The organism is Acidobacteriota bacterium (genome assembly GCA_033549365.1).
GTDB lineage: Bacteria > Acidobacteriota > Aminicenantia > Aminicenantales > Saccharicenantaceae > JAWSUF01.
In genome coordinates, this window is the sequence record JAWSUF010000002.1 from 287,871 (window position 1) to 302,739 (window position 14,869).

Genomic DNA, 14,869 nt, shown 5'->3' on the forward strand with positions numbered 1-14,869 from the left:
CCTCAATACATGGTTTCGCTGCCGACGGCCAGGGCGTATTCGGCGACAATCCGGCCGTCCAGGACGTGTTCGGCGATGACCCGCCGCATCTTGTCCGGGGTGAGCCGAACATACTTGACGGGAGGCTGGTCCTTGATTTCGACGGTGGCCATGGGTTCGCGGTTGCAGAGCCCGGCGCAACCCGAGGTGGTCACGATGACGTCCTGAAGACCCCGGCTGCGGATCTCTTCCAGGAGGGTTTCCATGATATCCCTGGCCCCGGCGGCGATGCCGCAGGTGCCCATGTGAACCGTCACCTTGGCCCGGCCGGCGCCGTCGCGCAGAACGGTCAGCGACCGGGTTTTGTCCCTCATTGCGGCGAGGTCTTGAATCGTCAGTTTTTTCGTCATCGGCCCGAAACCTCTCCCTTGTTCTGAGATGCGGCCCCGATCTCTTCGAGGCCGTTGCGAAGCGCCTGCTGTATCGCTCCGATCGTCGCCGGATCCGCCGGCGTTCCGCCGGCGTCACGCGGCAGGAAACGCGAACTGGAAAACGCGAACGCCCGTCCGTCGCGCCTGTGGCGGTACCGAAATTCGATTCCGGGATGGCCGAAGATGAGTATCATCAATGTTTCGGCCATTTTTGTCAAGGGTTGGCGGTCGATATGGGAATGGCGGAAGCGGGCGGTGATTTGCGTTCCCCGGCCCGGCTTCGAGTCGATTTTGATGTCGCCGCCGGCCTGGCGTGCGGCTTGGGCCAGGAGCGGCAATCCCAGGCCCGTCCGTTTGGCGCCGGTTGTGAAAAACGGATCGAGGGCTTGAGCGACGGTCTCTTCGGACATGCCCCGGCCGTTGTCGGCGACCCGAAGAACAAGAAGGTCGCGGGCTGAGTCCTCCCGAACGGAGATGGCGATGCGCGTCGCTCCGGCCGCGGCGGCGTTTTCGGCCAAGTCCATGACGTGGAAGGACAGATCTTCCATCATGTCCGGAGAACCCCCCGCCCCTCGAGGCCGGCCAGAGCCTGCCGGATCTCCCGGATGGAGGGCTCGGCGAGAAGAAAAAGCGTCGACCGGCGGCCGATTTCGTCCGGCTGGTGGGCGTCCGAGGATTGAATGACCGGCAGGCCGGAGGCTTCGTCGAACTCCCCCGCTTTGTCCGGAGATGCGGACTCCAAGGCGTCCAGCCGCAGGTCCGGAGGGATGAATCCGAGTTGGGCGATGATGCCGAAGGCGCTTCTGTCGAAATGGGAGGCGACGGCCAATCCGTTGTGAGCATGAATGAGGTCGACGACCTCCCCGGCCGACAGGGCGGTTGCGCCCATGAGGAAGGCCGGATGGAACCCGGAGACTCCGTCGAATTCGTCCGCGATGATCTGATCGCGGACAAAGGTTTTTCTTGAGTCCGGCATCGGCAGGTTCGAAGCCACGGCGGTTTCCACGGGACGGATGTCCTCCAGGCTCTCGAACAGACCCAGGATATGGACCTCTTCGGAGGACGTGATCTCAATGCCCGGAAAAACCCGAAGGCCCGATTCCGCCGCCGCCCGGACGGCCGCCGCCGTGTTCGCCGCCGTATTGTGATCGCAGAGGGCGATGATGTCCAGTCCGGCCTTGCGGGCCTCATCCACGATGCGGCGGGGGGACATCTCGACTTCGCCGCAGGGCGAAAGACAGGAATGAATGTGCAGATCGGCCCGGTAGCGTCTCAGGGCCATCAGGCTCCGCGAAGGCCGAGACCATGAAGGCGGCCGGCCAGTTCGAAGGCGCCGAGAGCGCTGCCGAGCAGCGGCAGCCCCTCCTTTTCGGCCCTCTGGACGGTCTCCGGTTCGGGAGTCCGGCCGCCGGAGATAACGACGCCCGCAAGATCCTTGAGGACGGCGACGGCGACGATATTGGGATGAATCTGAATGGTGATCCACAGAACATTCTCTCCGCCGCGGGCCATCACATCGCTCAGGAGGTCTCCGGCATAGCCGCTCTTGACGGCGCGTTGAAGCCCGTTCTCACCGGCGAAAACAGTGAGATCAAGCCGGGCAACCAGTTCGGCCAGGGTCATGGTGTCTCCTTCCAGGTCATGGGACAGTCGCGGATGTCGGCCAGACCGCGGACGATGTCGTCGGCCAGAGTCGCGCAATACGGCGCGCCGCAGAAGCCGCAATCCTTTCCGGGAAGCCGCTGGAGGATTTCGTCGCGAAGGCCGGCTTTGCGGATGGCTTCGGCCGGATCGGCGTCCAGCGGAGCGGAGGGTTGGGGTTCCAAGGGATGCTGGAACGACAGGAAATTTTCCCGGTACATGGTCCGGATCTCGCTTCTGTCGATGACGGATTTATCACCGGCTTTTTTGGCCAGGTGCAAGATGCGGCTTTTGGCCAGAAAACGGTTCTCGATCGACAGGGGCCCGCCCACGCAGCCGTCGGGACAGACCATGCACTCCAGGTAGTCGACGTCCCGGAGAAGACCGGATTCGACCTGATCCAGCACGTGAATGGTGTCCTGAACCCCGGAAACGGCCACGGTTCTGAACTTGGGCAGACTGCGGGTTTCTCCGCCGGAGATGGACCAGCCGATGCCGAGACCGCTCATCGAAGAATCCGGAAACAGGTGCCGCATGATGGCCGTGTCGTCTTTTTTTCGGAGGATATCGAGAATCGGCGGATAGATGTCGCGGATGGAAACGGCGCCGTCGAGAAAGGACTTTTTCATGGTTGCCGGGTGATTGATGGACACAAGTTTGGCCGGGCAGGGCGTGATGTGAATGATGCCGATATCTTCGGGCTTGAGTTTCAAGGCCGCGGGCAGCGTCGAACGCAGAATTTTGGCGCCGATTTCCCGCGGCGGCTCGAACGGGACAATGAGCTCGCTGAGAGCCGGGAAGCGGCGCTGGATGAGCCGGACGACGACGGGGCAGGTCGAGGCGATGACGGGACGGGGCTGGGCGTGTTCGGTCAGATATTCCTCGACGGCGGCGATATAGAGTTCGCAGATCGCGCTGAGGTCGTAGACGTGGTCGAAGCCGATTTTTCTGAGGGCGTAAAGGATTTCGTAGGGAAGGACGCTGTTTCCGAATTGGCCGTAAAGGGCCGTGGCCGGAATGGCGACTTTGTAGGCGAACCTCTGCAGGTCGGAAAAGGATGTCGTGTGGGATTCGATGGCGTCCCGGGGACAATGCCGGATGCATTCGCCACAGTCGATGCACTGCCGGTCGATGACGCGGGCCTTGCCGTCCCGGATGCGGATGGCCTGGGTCGGGCAGGCGGTCAGGCAGTGGACGCACCCCGTGCATTTGTTGAGATTGATGCTGATGGCGTGCTGTTTTGCCTGAGTCATGGCCGGGACCCGTCCAGACAAACTGTGATCTCCAGACGTGTCCCCTGGCCCGGTTCGGAGGTCAGATGGAAGACGTCGGAGTTTTTCCGGATGTTCGGCAGTCCCATGCCGGCGCCGAATCCGAGCTCGCGCATTTCACGGGTCGCCGTCGAAAACCCTTCCTTCATGGCCAAGTTGATGTCGGGGATGCCCGGGCCTTCATCGTCAACGATGATGGAAACTTTTTCCGGTGTGACGGCCAGGCTGATCACGGCCTGCCGGGCATACATGATCACGTTCATTTCGGCTTCGAAGGCGGCGATGGCGAGACGCCGTACGGTCCCCGCGTCGATTCCGATGTCTTTGAGGAGATTCTTGATGCGGCAGGAGACATCGCCGGCCCGGGAAAACTCGCGGCCCTTGACCGAAAATTCAGTGCGAAAAGCCTTGTCCCCGGTCATCCGTCACTTCCCGTTCAGAAGCGCACCCATCCGCGTGCAGGCCTCGAACATGGGAAGAGGGGTTGAAGCAAGGGGCAAATCGTTCTTGAGGGCTTCCGCGATGATGTCGTCCGCCGGACGCTTGCCCTGGACGAAAACCACGGCGGCGATATCCGCCAGGGTGGCTGTCCGGACAACGTGGATATTGGCCAGTCCCGTTAAAAGAAGAGTTCCCGAATGGGCGAAGGCCAGGACGTCGCTCATGAGATCCGAGGCGAAAACGCGGGAAAAACGATGGGCGGTTTTGACGCCCGGCGTCAGGATGTCGCCCTGGAGCCGGACCAGGACGTCGTCCAGAGTCATGTCGACGCCCTGCCGCGGCGGCCGGATTTCTTTTTTCCGGTCTTGTCTCCGCCGGCCGCTTTTTTGTTTTCTGATTCCTGCGTCAACGCCGCCAGCACCTCGTCGGCCCGGGATTCCGTCATTTGGCCGTAGTATCGTCCGTCGACGACGACAAGGGGCGCCAGGGCACAGGCACCCAGGCAGTTGACACGCTCGAGCGTGAACTCGCCGTCGAATGATGTGCGGCCGGGTTCCAAGCCCATCCGCCGCGCGAAATGATCGAGAACGGCCCCGGCGCCGCGGACATGGCAGGCCGTTCCCATGCAGACCGTGCAGGTATGGCGTCCCCTGGGTTCAAGATGAAAGGATTTGTAAAATGTGGCCACGCTGTAGATATGGGACAGGGGAATATCCAGTTCCGCGGCCACCCCTTCGAGAATTTCGGGGGAAAGCCAGCGGGTTTCATCCTGGATATCCTGGAGAATGGGGATCAGGGCGTATTGACGCCCCTGATACCTGGCGATGACGTTTTGAATGGCGGCTGTTTCCGATATCACGCGCGGCTCCTTTCGTCGGTCCCTTTTCTTTCCCCGGAGTCTCTCGTCCGGGCATGGTTGACTATAAGCGAAGGCCGGGACACGCCCTTGTCAGCGGCAACGCTGCCAGTCCGATTCACTGAACAAACGGTCGAGTTCTTTCCAGAGATCCTTGACGTGGCAGCTCATATAAATCAGATCCTGGGCGGCGCCCTCGATATCCTTGACGAAATCGGGGAACAGGGTGTCTTCGCGGAAACCCAATTTGCGGAAAATGAGCTGGGCGCCGACTTGAGGCCGCATCAGGCGGGCGACGATGGTCTCGACGTTTCGGCGTACGGCGATGAAGTAGAGTTCGCGGATCATGACCGTGCCCAGCCCCTTGTTGCGAAACGGCCGGGCGATGATGACGCGGATTTCGGCCTGGTGTTCGCTCCAGCGCTCCCCGGAGAGTTCGAGATGTCCGTCGGCGATGATTTTCCCGTCGTGAAAGGCTCCGATGCGGATATGATCGCCCGCTTCGATGCGCTGCAGCCTCCGGCTGACGATTCTCTTGTCGGTGACGTCGACACGAAGGTATTTCCGGTCTTCGCGGGGCAGTCCTGCGTAAAAGGCCATCAGCGCGTCGAGATCGTCAAGGGTCAGTTCCCGGATGATGACTTCAGTGCCGTCTTTCAGGTTTTCTGTTTTTTCCATGCGGATTCGTCCCCTCTCATTGGAATCACGGTCAGGCCGCCTTTATAATCATGGCAGATCGTCGATAAACCTGATTGTATGTAAGCCCCGCCCCGAATGTCAAGGAAGTCGGATGTCGCGGTTTGACAGGCTGTCTCTCCGGGTGCTATCTTGAGAACCAGCGGCGATGCGAAGATTCATCCGGCGTTATCTCGATCTCCCCTTGCGACGCAAGTTGAATCTGAGCTTTCTTTCCGCCGCCGTCATCGGCAGTATCATTTTTTTTGTCATTGGGACACGGCTTGTCCACCGGACCGTTTTTTCACTGGCTCAGGCCAAGGTCGGACATGACTTGTCCGCCGCCTGGATGGTTTACAACGACCGTTTGAAGGGCCTGCTCGACACCGTCCGGTTGAGCGCGGCCATGGAATGTGTTCAGAATGCCCTGCAGGCCGGCGACCGGCCGGCCGTGGTGGAGAAACTGGAAGGGATCCGCCTCGAGTACGACATGGATGTTTTCACGGTGACCGATGCCTCCGGAAGGACCGTTCTCCGGACACATCGCCCGGATGTTTTCGGGGACGATCTTTCCGGAAACCCGATCCTGGCCGCGGCCCTTTCCGGCCGCGCCGCCGCCGGAACACGGATCGTCTCCCATGAAGAACTTCTCCTTGATGGCGAGGAGTTGGCCGGCCGGGCGTTTTTCACAATTGTTCCCACTCCCATGGCCGTCGAACGGATCGAGGATTATGAAGACCGGGGGATGATGATGGAAGCGGCGGCTCCGGTTTTCAGCGAAAGGGGAGAATTTCTGGGAGCCCTGCGCGGGGGGATTGTTCTCAACCGGAATTATGAAATCGTCGATCTGGTGAAGGACGTCGTTTTCAAAGGAGAGCGCCATCAGGACAAAGACATCGGAACGGCGACGATCTTCCAGAACGATCTTCGCATCGCCACGAATGTTCTGGACGATCAGGGCAACCGGGCGGTCGGGACGCGCGTCTCCCGGGATGTTCATCAGGCGGTTCTCAAAGAAGGCCGGGCCTGGATGGGACGTGCCTTCGTCGTCCGGGACTGGTCTATCACGGCCTATGAACCCATCCGTTCCTTCGAGGGAAACATTGTCGGCATGCTCTATGTCGGGATGCTGGAAAAACCGTATATCGACCTCAGAAACAGGGTTATGGGTGCCTTCGTATTTCTGGGGGGCCTGGGAACGGTTTTTCTCCTGGCCCTTTTCTCGATCATCGCCCGGAGCATGACGCGGCCGATGCGGGACCTCGTCGATGCCACGGAGAGAATCGCCCGGGGTGATCTCGATCACCGCCTGCGCGTCGAAAGACGCGATGAGGTCGGTCAATTGGCCGCCGCGTTCAACCGGATGACGGATGATCTGAAGAGCGCCCGGGAAAGCCGGATCGAATGGGGACGCACTTTGGAAAAACGGGTCGAGGAGCGGACGCAGGAGTTGCGGGATATGCAGGACGCACTCGTTCAGTCGGAGAAACTGGCCTCCCTCGGAAAAATGGCGGCCGGCGTCGCCCACGAAATCAACAATCCGCTGACGTCCATTCTCATCCAGACCCATCTTCTTCTTGAAAAATGCGATTCGGGCGGCGAGGCCAGAAGCTCGTTGAATCTCATCGCCGAAGAGGCGGAGCGCTGCACGCAGATCGTTCGGGGGCTTCTCGAGTTTTCCCGAAAAATGCCGGCCCGGACCGCCCCCGAGGATGTCAACGGTCTCGTCGAAAGAACCCTGCAGCTTCTGACGAACCAGATCGCGGTGCGCAGCATCGCCCTCATCAAATCCCTGGATCCCGCGCTGCCTTCCGTGGAACTCGACAGAAACAAGATGCAGCAGGTTTTTTCCAATCTTGTCATCAATGCCTGCGAGGCCATGCCCTCCGGCGGAACGCTGACCGTGTCCACCCGTCCCGGGGCGGACGGAGACGGCATCGAAGTGTCTTTCGCCGATACGGGGGGGGGGATCCCTGCGGAGAATTTGAAAAAAATATTTGACCCGTTTTTCACGACCAAAAATTTCGGGACCGGACTCGGCCTGGCCGTGAGCTACGGGATCGTCCGCCAGAGTGGCGGAACCATTCAAGTCCGAAGCGAACCTGGACGAGGTTCGGAATTCATTGTCCGGATTCCCCTGGAATTCCGGGCCGAGACAAGCGAAGCGGAGGAGGTTTCCCCATGACTCAACCTGTTCGAAAAAGAATTCTTGTTGTTGATGATGAACAGATCGTCTGCAAGAGCATCCGGCAGGCTCTCGTCCGGGATGATGTCATCGTCGACATCGCGTTGTCCGCCGATGAAGCCCTCCGGCTGGAAAAGGCCGGTCCTTACGACGTCATCATCATCGACCTCATGATGCCGGGCGTCAGCGGCCTGGATCTCTTGAAATCCCTCAAGGAAATGAGTGTGAAAGCCCGGATCATCATGATCACGGGATACCCGACCATGCGGAACACCATCCAGGCCATGCAGATCGGCGCCTTTGAATTCCTCCCCAAACCCTTTCTTCCGTCCGACCTGCGCGGCGCCGTCGACCGCGCCCTGGAAACCCAACCGGACTGATCGGCGACCGGATCTGTGCGGAAAAAACGCCGGTTCTTCGCTCCTTTTTAAGCGTTTTTTCCCTTTCAGGCGTGCCGATCTCACCATTCCGGCTGCGTCGCAGCCCACTCGACGTAGCCTCACTACGCCTTCGTGGGCCGCATCCTTGCCGGAACGGCAATCTCGGCCCGCGCACAACTCCGGAAAAGCAAGCCGTCGGAGGGCAGAGCCGATATTCTCGCTCAGGTTTTGATGGCGGATTTGAGGGTGGCGCCGATGTCGGCCGGACTCTGCGCCACGTGGACGCCGGCCGCCTTCAGTGCCTCCATTTTCTCCGCGGCCGTACCTTTTCCGCCGGCGATGATGGCGCCGGCGTGGCCCATGCGGCGTCCGGGAGGCGCCGTCTGGCCGGCGATGAAGCCGACGACGGGCTTTTTGAACTCCGCCTTGATGTAGGCGGCGGCCTCCTCTTCGGCCGAACCGCCGATCTCTCCGATCAGAATGACGGCCTCGGTTTCGGGGTCGTCCTTGAAGAGTTTCAAAAGATCGACGAATTTCAACCCCACGATGGGGTCGCCGCCGATGCCGACGGCCGTGGACTGGCCGAATCCCTGCTGGGTCACCTGCTGCACCGCCTCATAGGTCAGTGTGCCGGACCGGGAGATGATGCCGACGGTTCCGGGAGAGTGGATGGGACCGGGCATGATGCCGATTTTGCACTTTCCGGGGGAAATCACGCCCGGCGTGTTCGGGCCGATCAGCCGGACGGGATGATCCTTGAGAAAGGTCTTGACCCGGATCATGTCGTAAGTCGGAATCCCTTCCGTGATGCAGACGACGAGTCCGACTCCGGCTGCGGCCGCCTCCATGATGGCATCGGCCCCGGCGAAAGGGGGAACGAAAATCACGGCCGCATCGGCTTTTTCCGCTGCGACGGCGTCGGCGACGGTGTTGAAAACGGGAATGTCGAGATGTCGCGTTCCGCCTTTGCCCGGAGTCACTCCGGCCACGACGCGCGTGCCGTACTCCGCCATGCGGCCGGTATGGAACGTGCCCTCGCTTCCCGTGATGCCCTGGACGACCACTCGAGTCTCTGCGTTGATCAGAATGCTCATGGGATTCTCCTTTGTTTTCCTTGCGCTATTTCACCAGGGCGACGACCGTCTCGGCCGCCTCCTTCATTCCCGAAGCCCAGGAGAAGGTCAGCCCGGAATCCTTGAGGATTTTCTTGCCCAGATCGACGTTGGTGCCCTCGAGACGGATGACGATGGGGATGTTCGTTCCCAGCTCCTTGGCCGCCTTGACGACGCCCGAGGCGATAAGATCGCAACGCACGATGCCGCCGAAAATGTTGATGAGGGCGCCTTTGACGTCAGGATCCGAGACCAGGATCTTGAAGGCGTTCGTCACCGCCTCCTCGGAAACGCCTCCGCCGACATCCAGGAAGTTGGCCGGCACGCCGCCGCTGTACTTGACGATGTCCATGGTGGCCATGGCCAGACCGGCGCCGTTGACCATGCAGCCGACATTGCCGTCGAGCTTGATGTAGTTGAGATCGTGCTTTGAGGCCTCGACTTCGAGCGGCGATTCTTCGTCGAGATCGCGGAGTTCCCGGATCTCGGGATGACGGTAGAGCGCGTTGTCGTCGAAATTCATCTTGGCGTCGAGCGCCAGAACGTCGCCGTTCTTCGTGATGAGCAGGGGATTGATCTCGGCCAACGAAGCGTCGGTTCCCTCGAACGCCTTATAGAGAGCATCGATGAAGGCCACGGCCTGTTTGAAGGTTGAGCCTTTCAGGCCGAGCTTGAAGGCCAGGTTGCGGGCCTGGAAACCCAGAAGTCCCGTTCCCGGATGAATGAACTCCTTGATGATAAGCTCCGGAGTTTCGGCGGCGACTTTTTCGATCTCCATACCGCCTTCCGTCGATGCCATGATAACGGGCGCCTCCGTGGCCCGGTCGATGACGATACCCAGATAGAGTTCCCGATCGATGTCCAGTGCTTCCTCGACGAGAAGGCTCTTGACCTTCCTCCCCTCGGGTCCCGTCTGGGGCGTGACCAGCGTCATGCCGATCATGTCCGCGGCCAGATTTGCGGCCTGTTCGGGTGTGTCGGCGATCTTGATTCCGCCGCCTTTGCCGCGCCCGCCGGCGTGGATCTGCGCCTTGAGGACGACGCGGGAGCCGAGGCGTTGGGCGATCTCCTGAACCTGGTCCGGTTTCCCGGCGACTTCGCCGCGGGGGACGCGGACACCGTAGCGGGCCAGAATCTGCTTGGCTTGGAATTCGTGGATTTTCATTTTTCCCTCCCGAAATTGCATCGCCGTCGGGCGGCGGGCTGTTTTTTTATAGCAAAGGCGCACGGGGGTGTCAATGATTGAGACGTCTCGCATCTCCTCAAGTCTTGACACCCCAGAAAAAAGAGTCTATAGTTTCGATCTCGCGGCTTCCGACCGGTTTCGGAAAAATTTTAATTTTTTATGATGCATTCATTGCTAAAGCGGCGACACGGAATCTTAATCCCCCTCCCGTTTATCTTTTCCCGCTCCTTGTGCCCGTCGATGTCGTCCGTTCTGTCCCCCCGACCGCCGGATTCCGGTTCCCGGCGCTTGATCTTCAATGAAGGGAGAGGACTCCACACGAGTTCGAAAGGGTGAGTCATGGCGAAACCGAAATTTGCGATTTACTGGGCCGCGAGCTGCGGAGGATGCGAGATCGCCTTCCTCGACATCAAGGAGAAGATCCTGGATTTCGATGCCGCGGCGGAACTGGTGTTCTGCCCCTGCCTCATGGACACCAAGTACTCCGATGTCGAGGCCATGGCCGATGAGGAGATCGATGTCACGCTCTTCAACGGCGGGATCCGCAACGAGGAAAACCTTCATCTGGCCCATCTTCTGCGGCGGAAATCGAAGGTTCTGGTGGCGTTCGGCTCTTGTGCCACCGAAGGGTGCATCCCGGGTCTGGCCAACCTGACGACGAAAGAGGACATCCTGGATTATGTCTATCGCCGATCTCCGTCGGTGGCTCCCGGAAATACCGTGCTTCCGCAACTGGAGACCGAAACGCCGTTCGGGAAGCTCACGCTTCCCGCCATCCACGAAAACCTGAGGACGCTCGGGCAGGTGGTGGATGTCGACTACTTCATGCCCGGCTGCCCGCCCGTCGAGGAGCAGATCTGGGCGGTGGCCGAGGCCGCTCTTTCGGGCAAGCTTCCGCCCAAGGGGTCGCTCGTCGGCGTCAACCCCAAAACGGTCTGCGATGAATGTCCCCGGACGAAGGACGTCAAGAAGGTCAAAGCCTTTCGGCGGCCCCATCTTGTCTCACCCCGGGACATCGATCCCGAGATCTGTCTTCTGGAACAAGGCCTCCTGTGCAACGGCCCGGCCATCCACGCCGGCTGCGGCGCCCTCTGCCCCCGGGTCAACCTGGGTTGCCGCGGCTGCTACGGCCCGGCGGCCGGCATCCAGGATGTCGGGGCCAAACTGGCCGGCGCCATCGCCTCGGTCATCGACAGCGATGATCCGGCCGAAATCGACGGCATCGTCGACCAGATCCTCGATCCGGTCGGAACCTTTTACCGGTTCAACCTGGCCGGTTCGTTTGTGGGGAGACGCGTAAGATGAAAACCATCACCATCGATCCCATCACCCGGCTGGAGGGACACGGCAAGATTTCCATATTCCTCGACGACGCCGGAAACGTCGCCGATGCCTATCTTCAGATCCCCGAGCTGCGCGGGTTCGAGCAGTTCTGCATCGGCCGTCCGGTCGAGGAAATGCCCCGTATTACGACACGGATCTGCGGCGTCTGTCCCGAAGCCCATATGATGGCGGCGGCCAAGGCCTGCGACGCCGTCTATCACTGCGAACTGCCCCGCACGGCCAAGCTGCTGCGGGAGCTTCTTTATGTCGTTTTTTACGTCACCGACCATTCGACGCACTTTTACGCCCTGGGCGGCCCGGACTTCGTCATGGGGCCAACCGCACCCAAAGCCCAGCGCAACATCCTGGGCGTCATTCACAAGGTCGGCGTTGAAATCGGCAAGAAAGTCATCGGCATGCGGGGCGCCTGCCACAACATCATCAAGCAGATGGGCGGGAAGTCCGTTCATCCCATCGGCGCCATTCCCGGCGGCATGAGCAAGGGCATGACGAAGGAGGAGCAGGCGGCGATTCTGGCCAAGGGGAAAGAGGCCGTCGAATTCGCCAAGTTCTCGATCGGTCTTTTCAACTCCCTGGTTCTCGAAAACAAGGAGTATGTCGATCTCATCCTGAGCGACAGCTTCACGCACCGGACTTACAACATGGGACTCGTCGACGCGAAAAACCGCGTCAACTTCTACGACGGAGACGTCCGCGTCACCGGCCCGGACGGCGCCGAACTGGCCAAGTTCAAACCGGCCGATTACTTGAACCATATCGTCGAGCATGTCGAGACCTGGTCCTACCTCAAGTTCCCCTTCCTTAAGAACGTCGGCTGGAAGGGCTTGGTCGATGGGCCAGACAGCGGCATTTACAAAGCCACGCCCCTCTCCCGGCTGAATGTTTCCGATAGTATGGCCACGCCTCTGGCCAATGAAGAGCATGACAAGATGTACAAAACCCTGGGCGGGAAGCCGGTTCATCAAACTCTGGCCACGCATTGGGCTCGCCTGATCGAGCTTCTCTATGCGGCCGAGCGCTGGGTCGAACTCGCTTCCGACCCGGAGATCACGGGCCCCGAATACCGCATCGTTCCGGACAAGACCCCGGACGAGGGCGTTGCCGTGGTTGAGGCCCCGCGGGGAACGCTTTTTCATCACTATAAAACCGACGAAAAGGGCCTTCTTCGGGAAGCCAACCTCATTGTGGGAACGACCAACAACAACGGCGCCATCAACCTTTCCGTCAAGAAAGCGGCTCAGGGATTCATCAAAAACGGCCGGGTCGACGACGGGCTCCTGAACATCGTCGAAATGGCCTTCCGGGCCTACGACCCCTGCTTCGGCTGCGCCACGCACGCCCTCGGCCGCACCCCGCTCCGGGTTTCCGTCCACGATCACCGGGGCGAGATCATCAAGGATTTGAGGAGATAACACAGGCCATGCGCGTTCTCGTTCTCAACAGCGGCAGTTCTTCGATCAAATTCCAGTTCATCGGCATGGAGGACGAGAGCCTTCTGGCCAAGGGGATTGTCGAAAAAATCGGCTCGAGCGATGCCATCATCACCTACCAGCCTTCGGGCCGGGACCGGATCCGGGAGATCCGCGAGGTGCAGAATCACGGCACGGCCATCGAGATCGTTTTGGCCCTGCTTCTCCATCCCCAGCACGGGGTGATCAAGAACAAGAGTGAAATCGACGGCATCGGTCACCGGGTCGTTCACGGCGGCGAGGAGTTCGCCTCGTCCGTCTTGATCACGGACCGTGTGGCCGCCACCATCCGGAAGTGCATTCAATTCGCTCCTCTGCACAATCCCCACAACCTCAAGGGCATCGAGGCCTGCGAGGCCCTCCTGCCCGGCGTCCCCCAGGTCGCCGTCTTCGACACGGCGTTTCACCAGACCATTCCGCCCAAAGGCTACATTTACGGTCTTCCCTATGCCTTGTACAAGAAGCTTGGTGTCCGGCGCTACGGTTTCCATGGGACATCCCACAGCTATGTGGCCCATCGGGCCGCGGAGATTCTGGGCAAGCCCATCGATAAAACGAAAATCATCACCTGCCATCTGGGCAACGGCGCCAGCATCACGGCGATCGACGGCGGCCGGTCCATCGATACGACCATGGGCTTTACCCCCCTGGAAGGGCTGGTCATGGGCACCCGCTGCGGCTCCATCGATCCTGCGCTTGTCCCGTATATTATGGAACGGGAAAAGCTGGGGACCAAGGATATCGACGCCATCATGAACAAAAACAGCGGCATGCTCGGCCTGACGGAAACATCCAACGACATGCGCGAGATCGAGCAGGAAGCCGCCCGCGGCAGCGAACGCCACCAATTGGCCATCGATATCTATTGCCAGAGCGTGAAGAAGTTCATCGGAGCTTATATGCTCGAATTGGGGCGTCTCGACGCCATCGTCTTCACGGGCGGCATCGGAGAGAATTCCCGCCTTGTGCGGCGGCTTGTTTGCGAAAATCTCGAAGCTTTCGGCATCGTTTGCGATGCCGATAAAAACGAGGCCAATGCCTCCGATATCAGTTCCGGCAAGGTCAAAATCCTGGTCATTCCGACCAATGAGGAGCTGGCCATCGCCCGGGATACGCGGGACATTTTGGGATCCGCGGAATATCGCGAAGCCGCACAGGCCGCGCCACGCTCGGTCCCGGCGCCGGTCCCGGCGCCTTTCAAACCCGAAGAGACGGCCCGCCTTGTTCTGGCCTGGGCGCGAAATCCCAAGGCGGCACCCGATGACCTGGCCGCCCGCTTAAGCCGGGAATTCGGGCGGACGGTCGAACCCGCGGCCGTTCAGAAAGAGATCGGCCGTCTGGAACTTGCGTCACTGCCCGCCCCGGACCGCCGATCGGCCAAGCCCAAAAAAGGAAAATCACATGGATAAGATCTCGAAAGAAGAATCGGGCTGGCTGGTCGCCCTGTCCTGGCTGAGCGCCCTGGAGGAGACGGCCCGGGATTTTCACGGGACGCGCCCCCGCGTTTTCTGCGAGCGCGTTTACGAACACTCCGTTCAGTTTTTCCTTCATCGCCTCGGTGACGAGTATGGTTTTGCGATCGAGAAAGCCGCCTCCATCCGGGAGGCCGTCGAAAACTACATCCGCATCGGAGTCTCGGCCGGAGTCTTCCGCGAGGGCGGAAGTTTCGAACTCAACGAGGTCAATCCTTATCACGTCGAAGTCACGGTCCATGACTGCGTCTACCTCAAGAGTTGCCAGGCGCTCATCGACGAAGGATTTTCCGTGAGAGACCTGACCTGTGCCCGGATCGGCTGTTTCCGAGCCGCGGTCAAGGCCCTCGGCAACCTCGACTGCGATTACCAGGTGACCTCCTTCAACATCGAAGGCGCCTGCAAAGGTTATATCGAAAGGATTTGA

16 protein-coding genes and 1 pseudogene are annotated in these 14,869 nt (G+C 60.4%); 6 read left to right on the forward strand and 11 right to left on the reverse strand.

Annotated elements, in window-relative coordinates; translation table 11 throughout:
* Window positions 1–2 precede the first annotated feature (2 nt).
* From SCM96_04085 to SCM96_04125, 9 genes are all read right to left on the reverse strand, one after another.
* Window positions 3–389, reverse strand: a complete 387-nt coding sequence (locus tag SCM96_04085; protein ID MDW7759802.1) for a (2Fe-2S) ferredoxin domain-containing protein — start codon at window positions 387–389, stop codon at window positions 3–5.
* Window positions 386–961: an ATP-binding protein gene (locus tag SCM96_04090; protein ID MDW7759803.1), complete on the reverse strand. Its 576-nt coding sequence runs from the start codon at window positions 959–961 to the stop codon at window positions 386–388. Before SCM96_04090 ends, SCM96_04085 begins: the two co-directional genes overlap by 4 nt.
* Window positions 958–1,692, reverse strand: a complete 735-nt coding sequence (locus SCM96_04095; GenBank protein ID MDW7759804.1) for a PHP domain-containing protein — start codon at window positions 1,690–1,692, stop codon at window positions 958–960. The genes SCM96_04090 and SCM96_04095 overlap by 4 nt, the downstream gene beginning before the upstream one ends.
* Entirely contained in the window at window positions 1,692–2,033 is a 342-nt protein-coding gene (locus SCM96_04100) for a DRTGG domain-containing protein (protein ID MDW7759805.1), read from the reverse strand. The genes SCM96_04095 and SCM96_04100 overlap by 1 nt, the downstream gene beginning before the upstream one ends.
* Window positions 2,030–3,304 (reverse strand): [Fe-Fe] hydrogenase large subunit C-terminal domain-containing protein, encoded by a 1,275-nt coding sequence (locus SCM96_04105; GenBank protein MDW7759806.1) that lies wholly within the window; start codon window positions 3,302–3,304, stop codon window positions 2,030–2,032. Before SCM96_04105 ends, SCM96_04100 begins: the two co-directional genes overlap by 4 nt.
* Window positions 3,301–3,744 carry an ATP-binding protein gene (locus SCM96_04110; protein ID MDW7759807.1) on the reverse strand — a complete coding sequence of 148 codons (444 nt, stop codon included), beginning with the start codon at window positions 3,742–3,744 and terminating at the stop codon, window positions 3,301–3,303. Before SCM96_04110 ends, SCM96_04105 begins: the two co-directional genes overlap by 4 nt.
* A gap of 3 nt (window positions 3,745–3,747) precedes the next feature.
* The gene (locus SCM96_04115; GenBank protein MDW7759808.1) at window positions 3,748–4,086 is read right to left on the reverse strand and encodes a hypothetical protein; all 339 of its coding nucleotides are present in this window, start codon (window positions 4,084–4,086) and stop codon (window positions 3,748–3,750) included.
* Window positions 4,083–4,622: an NAD(P)H-dependent oxidoreductase subunit E gene (locus SCM96_04120; protein ID MDW7759809.1), complete on the reverse strand. Its 540-nt coding sequence runs from the start codon at window positions 4,620–4,622 to the stop codon at window positions 4,083–4,085. Before SCM96_04120 ends, SCM96_04115 begins: the two co-directional genes overlap by 4 nt.
* 90 nt (window positions 4,623–4,712) lie before the next feature.
* Window positions 4,713–5,297 carry a GNAT family N-acetyltransferase gene (locus SCM96_04125; GenBank protein ID MDW7759810.1) on the reverse strand — a complete coding sequence of 195 codons (585 nt, stop codon included), beginning with the start codon at window positions 5,295–5,297 and terminating at the stop codon, window positions 4,713–4,715.
* Between the two features lie 166 nt (window positions 5,298–5,463).
* On the opposite strand from SCM96_04125, the gene SCM96_04130 reads away from it, so the two are divergent.
* Window positions 5,464–7,479, forward strand: a complete 2,016-nt coding sequence (locus SCM96_04130; protein MDW7759811.1) for a cache domain-containing protein — start codon at window positions 5,464–5,466, stop codon at window positions 7,477–7,479.
* The gene (locus SCM96_04135) at window positions 7,476–7,859 is read left to right on the forward strand and encodes a response regulator (protein MDW7759812.1); all 384 of its coding nucleotides are present in this window, start codon (window positions 7,476–7,478) and stop codon (window positions 7,857–7,859) included. The genes SCM96_04130 and SCM96_04135 overlap by 4 nt, the downstream gene beginning before the upstream one ends.
* A 221-nt stretch (window positions 7,860–8,080) precedes the next feature.
* Here the strand turns inward: SCM96_04135 and sucD are convergent, their stop codons facing one another.
* The gene (sucD, locus tag SCM96_04140; protein MDW7759813.1) at window positions 8,081–8,953 is read right to left on the reverse strand and encodes a succinate--CoA ligase subunit alpha; all 873 of its coding nucleotides are present in this window, start codon (window positions 8,951–8,953) and stop codon (window positions 8,081–8,083) included.
* A 25-nt stretch (window positions 8,954–8,978) separates the two neighbouring features.
* A complete protein-coding gene (sucC, locus tag SCM96_04145; GenBank protein MDW7759814.1) occupies window positions 8,979–10,136 on the reverse strand; it encodes an ADP-forming succinate--CoA ligase subunit beta in 1,158 nt (385 codons plus the stop codon).
* 360 nt (window positions 10,137–10,496) lie between these two features.
* On the opposite strand from sucC, the gene SCM96_04150 reads away from it, so the two are divergent.
* From SCM96_04150 to SCM96_04165, 4 genes and pseudogenes are all read left to right on the forward strand, one after another.
* Window positions 10,497–11,462 (forward strand): oxidoreductase, encoded by a 966-nt coding sequence (locus SCM96_04150; protein ID MDW7759815.1) that lies wholly within the window; start codon window positions 10,497–10,499, stop codon window positions 11,460–11,462.
* Window positions 11,459–12,913, forward strand: coding sequence for a Ni/Fe hydrogenase subunit alpha (locus SCM96_04155; protein ID MDW7759816.1), 1,455 nt, complete (start codon window positions 11,459–11,461; stop codon window positions 12,911–12,913). The genes SCM96_04150 and SCM96_04155 overlap by 4 nt, the downstream gene beginning before the upstream one ends.
* 8 nt (window positions 12,914–12,921) lie before the next feature.
* Window positions 12,922–14,097, forward strand: a pseudogene (locus SCM96_04160) (acetate kinase).
* Between the two features lie 274 nt (window positions 14,098–14,371).
* Entirely contained in the window at window positions 14,372–14,869 is a 498-nt protein-coding gene (locus SCM96_04165; GenBank protein ID MDW7759817.1) for a hypothetical protein, read from the forward strand.

Excerpts from the sequence above, each read along its gene's own strand:
- SCM96_04085 (MDW7759802.1), bottom strand. The coding sequence starts at position 389 with ATGACGAAAAAACTGACGATTCAAGACCTCGCCGCAATGAGGGACAAA.
- SCM96_04090 (MDW7759803.1), bottom strand. The coding sequence starts at position 961 with ATGATGGAAGATCTGTCCTTCCACGTCATGGACTTGGCCGAAAACGCC.
- SCM96_04095 (MDW7759804.1), bottom strand. The coding sequence starts at position 1,692 with ATGGCCCTGAGACGCTACCGGGCCGATCTGCACATTCATTCCTGTCTT.
- SCM96_04100 (MDW7759805.1), bottom strand. The coding sequence starts at position 2,033 with ATGACCCTGGCCGAACTGGTTGCCCGGCTTGATCTCACTGTTTTCGCC.
- SCM96_04105 (MDW7759806.1), bottom strand. The coding sequence starts at position 3,304 with ATGACTCAGGCAAAACAGCACGCCATCAGCATCAATCTCAACAAATGC.
- SCM96_04110 (MDW7759807.1), bottom strand. The coding sequence starts at position 3,744 with ATGACCGGGGACAAGGCTTTTCGCACTGAATTTTCGGTCAAGGGCCGC.
- SCM96_04115 (MDW7759808.1), bottom strand. The coding sequence starts at position 4,086 with ATGACTCTGGACGACGTCCTGGTCCGGCTCCAGGGCGACATCCTGACG.
- SCM96_04125 (MDW7759810.1), bottom strand. The coding sequence starts at position 5,297 with ATGGAAAAAACAGAAAACCTGAAAGACGGCACTGAAGTCATCATCCGG.
- SCM96_04130 (MDW7759811.1), top strand. The coding sequence starts at position 5,464 with ATGCGAAGATTCATCCGGCGTTATCTCGATCTCCCCTTGCGACGCAAG.
- SCM96_04135 (MDW7759812.1), top strand. The coding sequence starts at position 7,476 with ATGACTCAACCTGTTCGAAAAAGAATTCTTGTTGTTGATGATGAACAG.
- sucD (MDW7759813.1), bottom strand. The coding sequence starts at position 8,953 with ATGAGCATTCTGATCAACGCAGAGACTCGAGTGGTCGTCCAGGGCATC.
- sucC (MDW7759814.1), bottom strand. The coding sequence starts at position 10,136 with ATGAAAATCCACGAATTCCAAGCCAAGCAGATTCTGGCCCGCTACGGT.
- SCM96_04150 (MDW7759815.1), top strand. The coding sequence starts at position 10,497 with ATGGCGAAACCGAAATTTGCGATTTACTGGGCCGCGAGCTGCGGAGGA.
- SCM96_04155 (MDW7759816.1), top strand. The coding sequence starts at position 11,459 with ATGAAAACCATCACCATCGATCCCATCACCCGGCTGGAGGGACACGGC.
- SCM96_04165 (MDW7759817.1), top strand. The coding sequence starts at position 14,372 with ATGGATAAGATCTCGAAAGAAGAATCGGGCTGGCTGGTCGCCCTGTCC.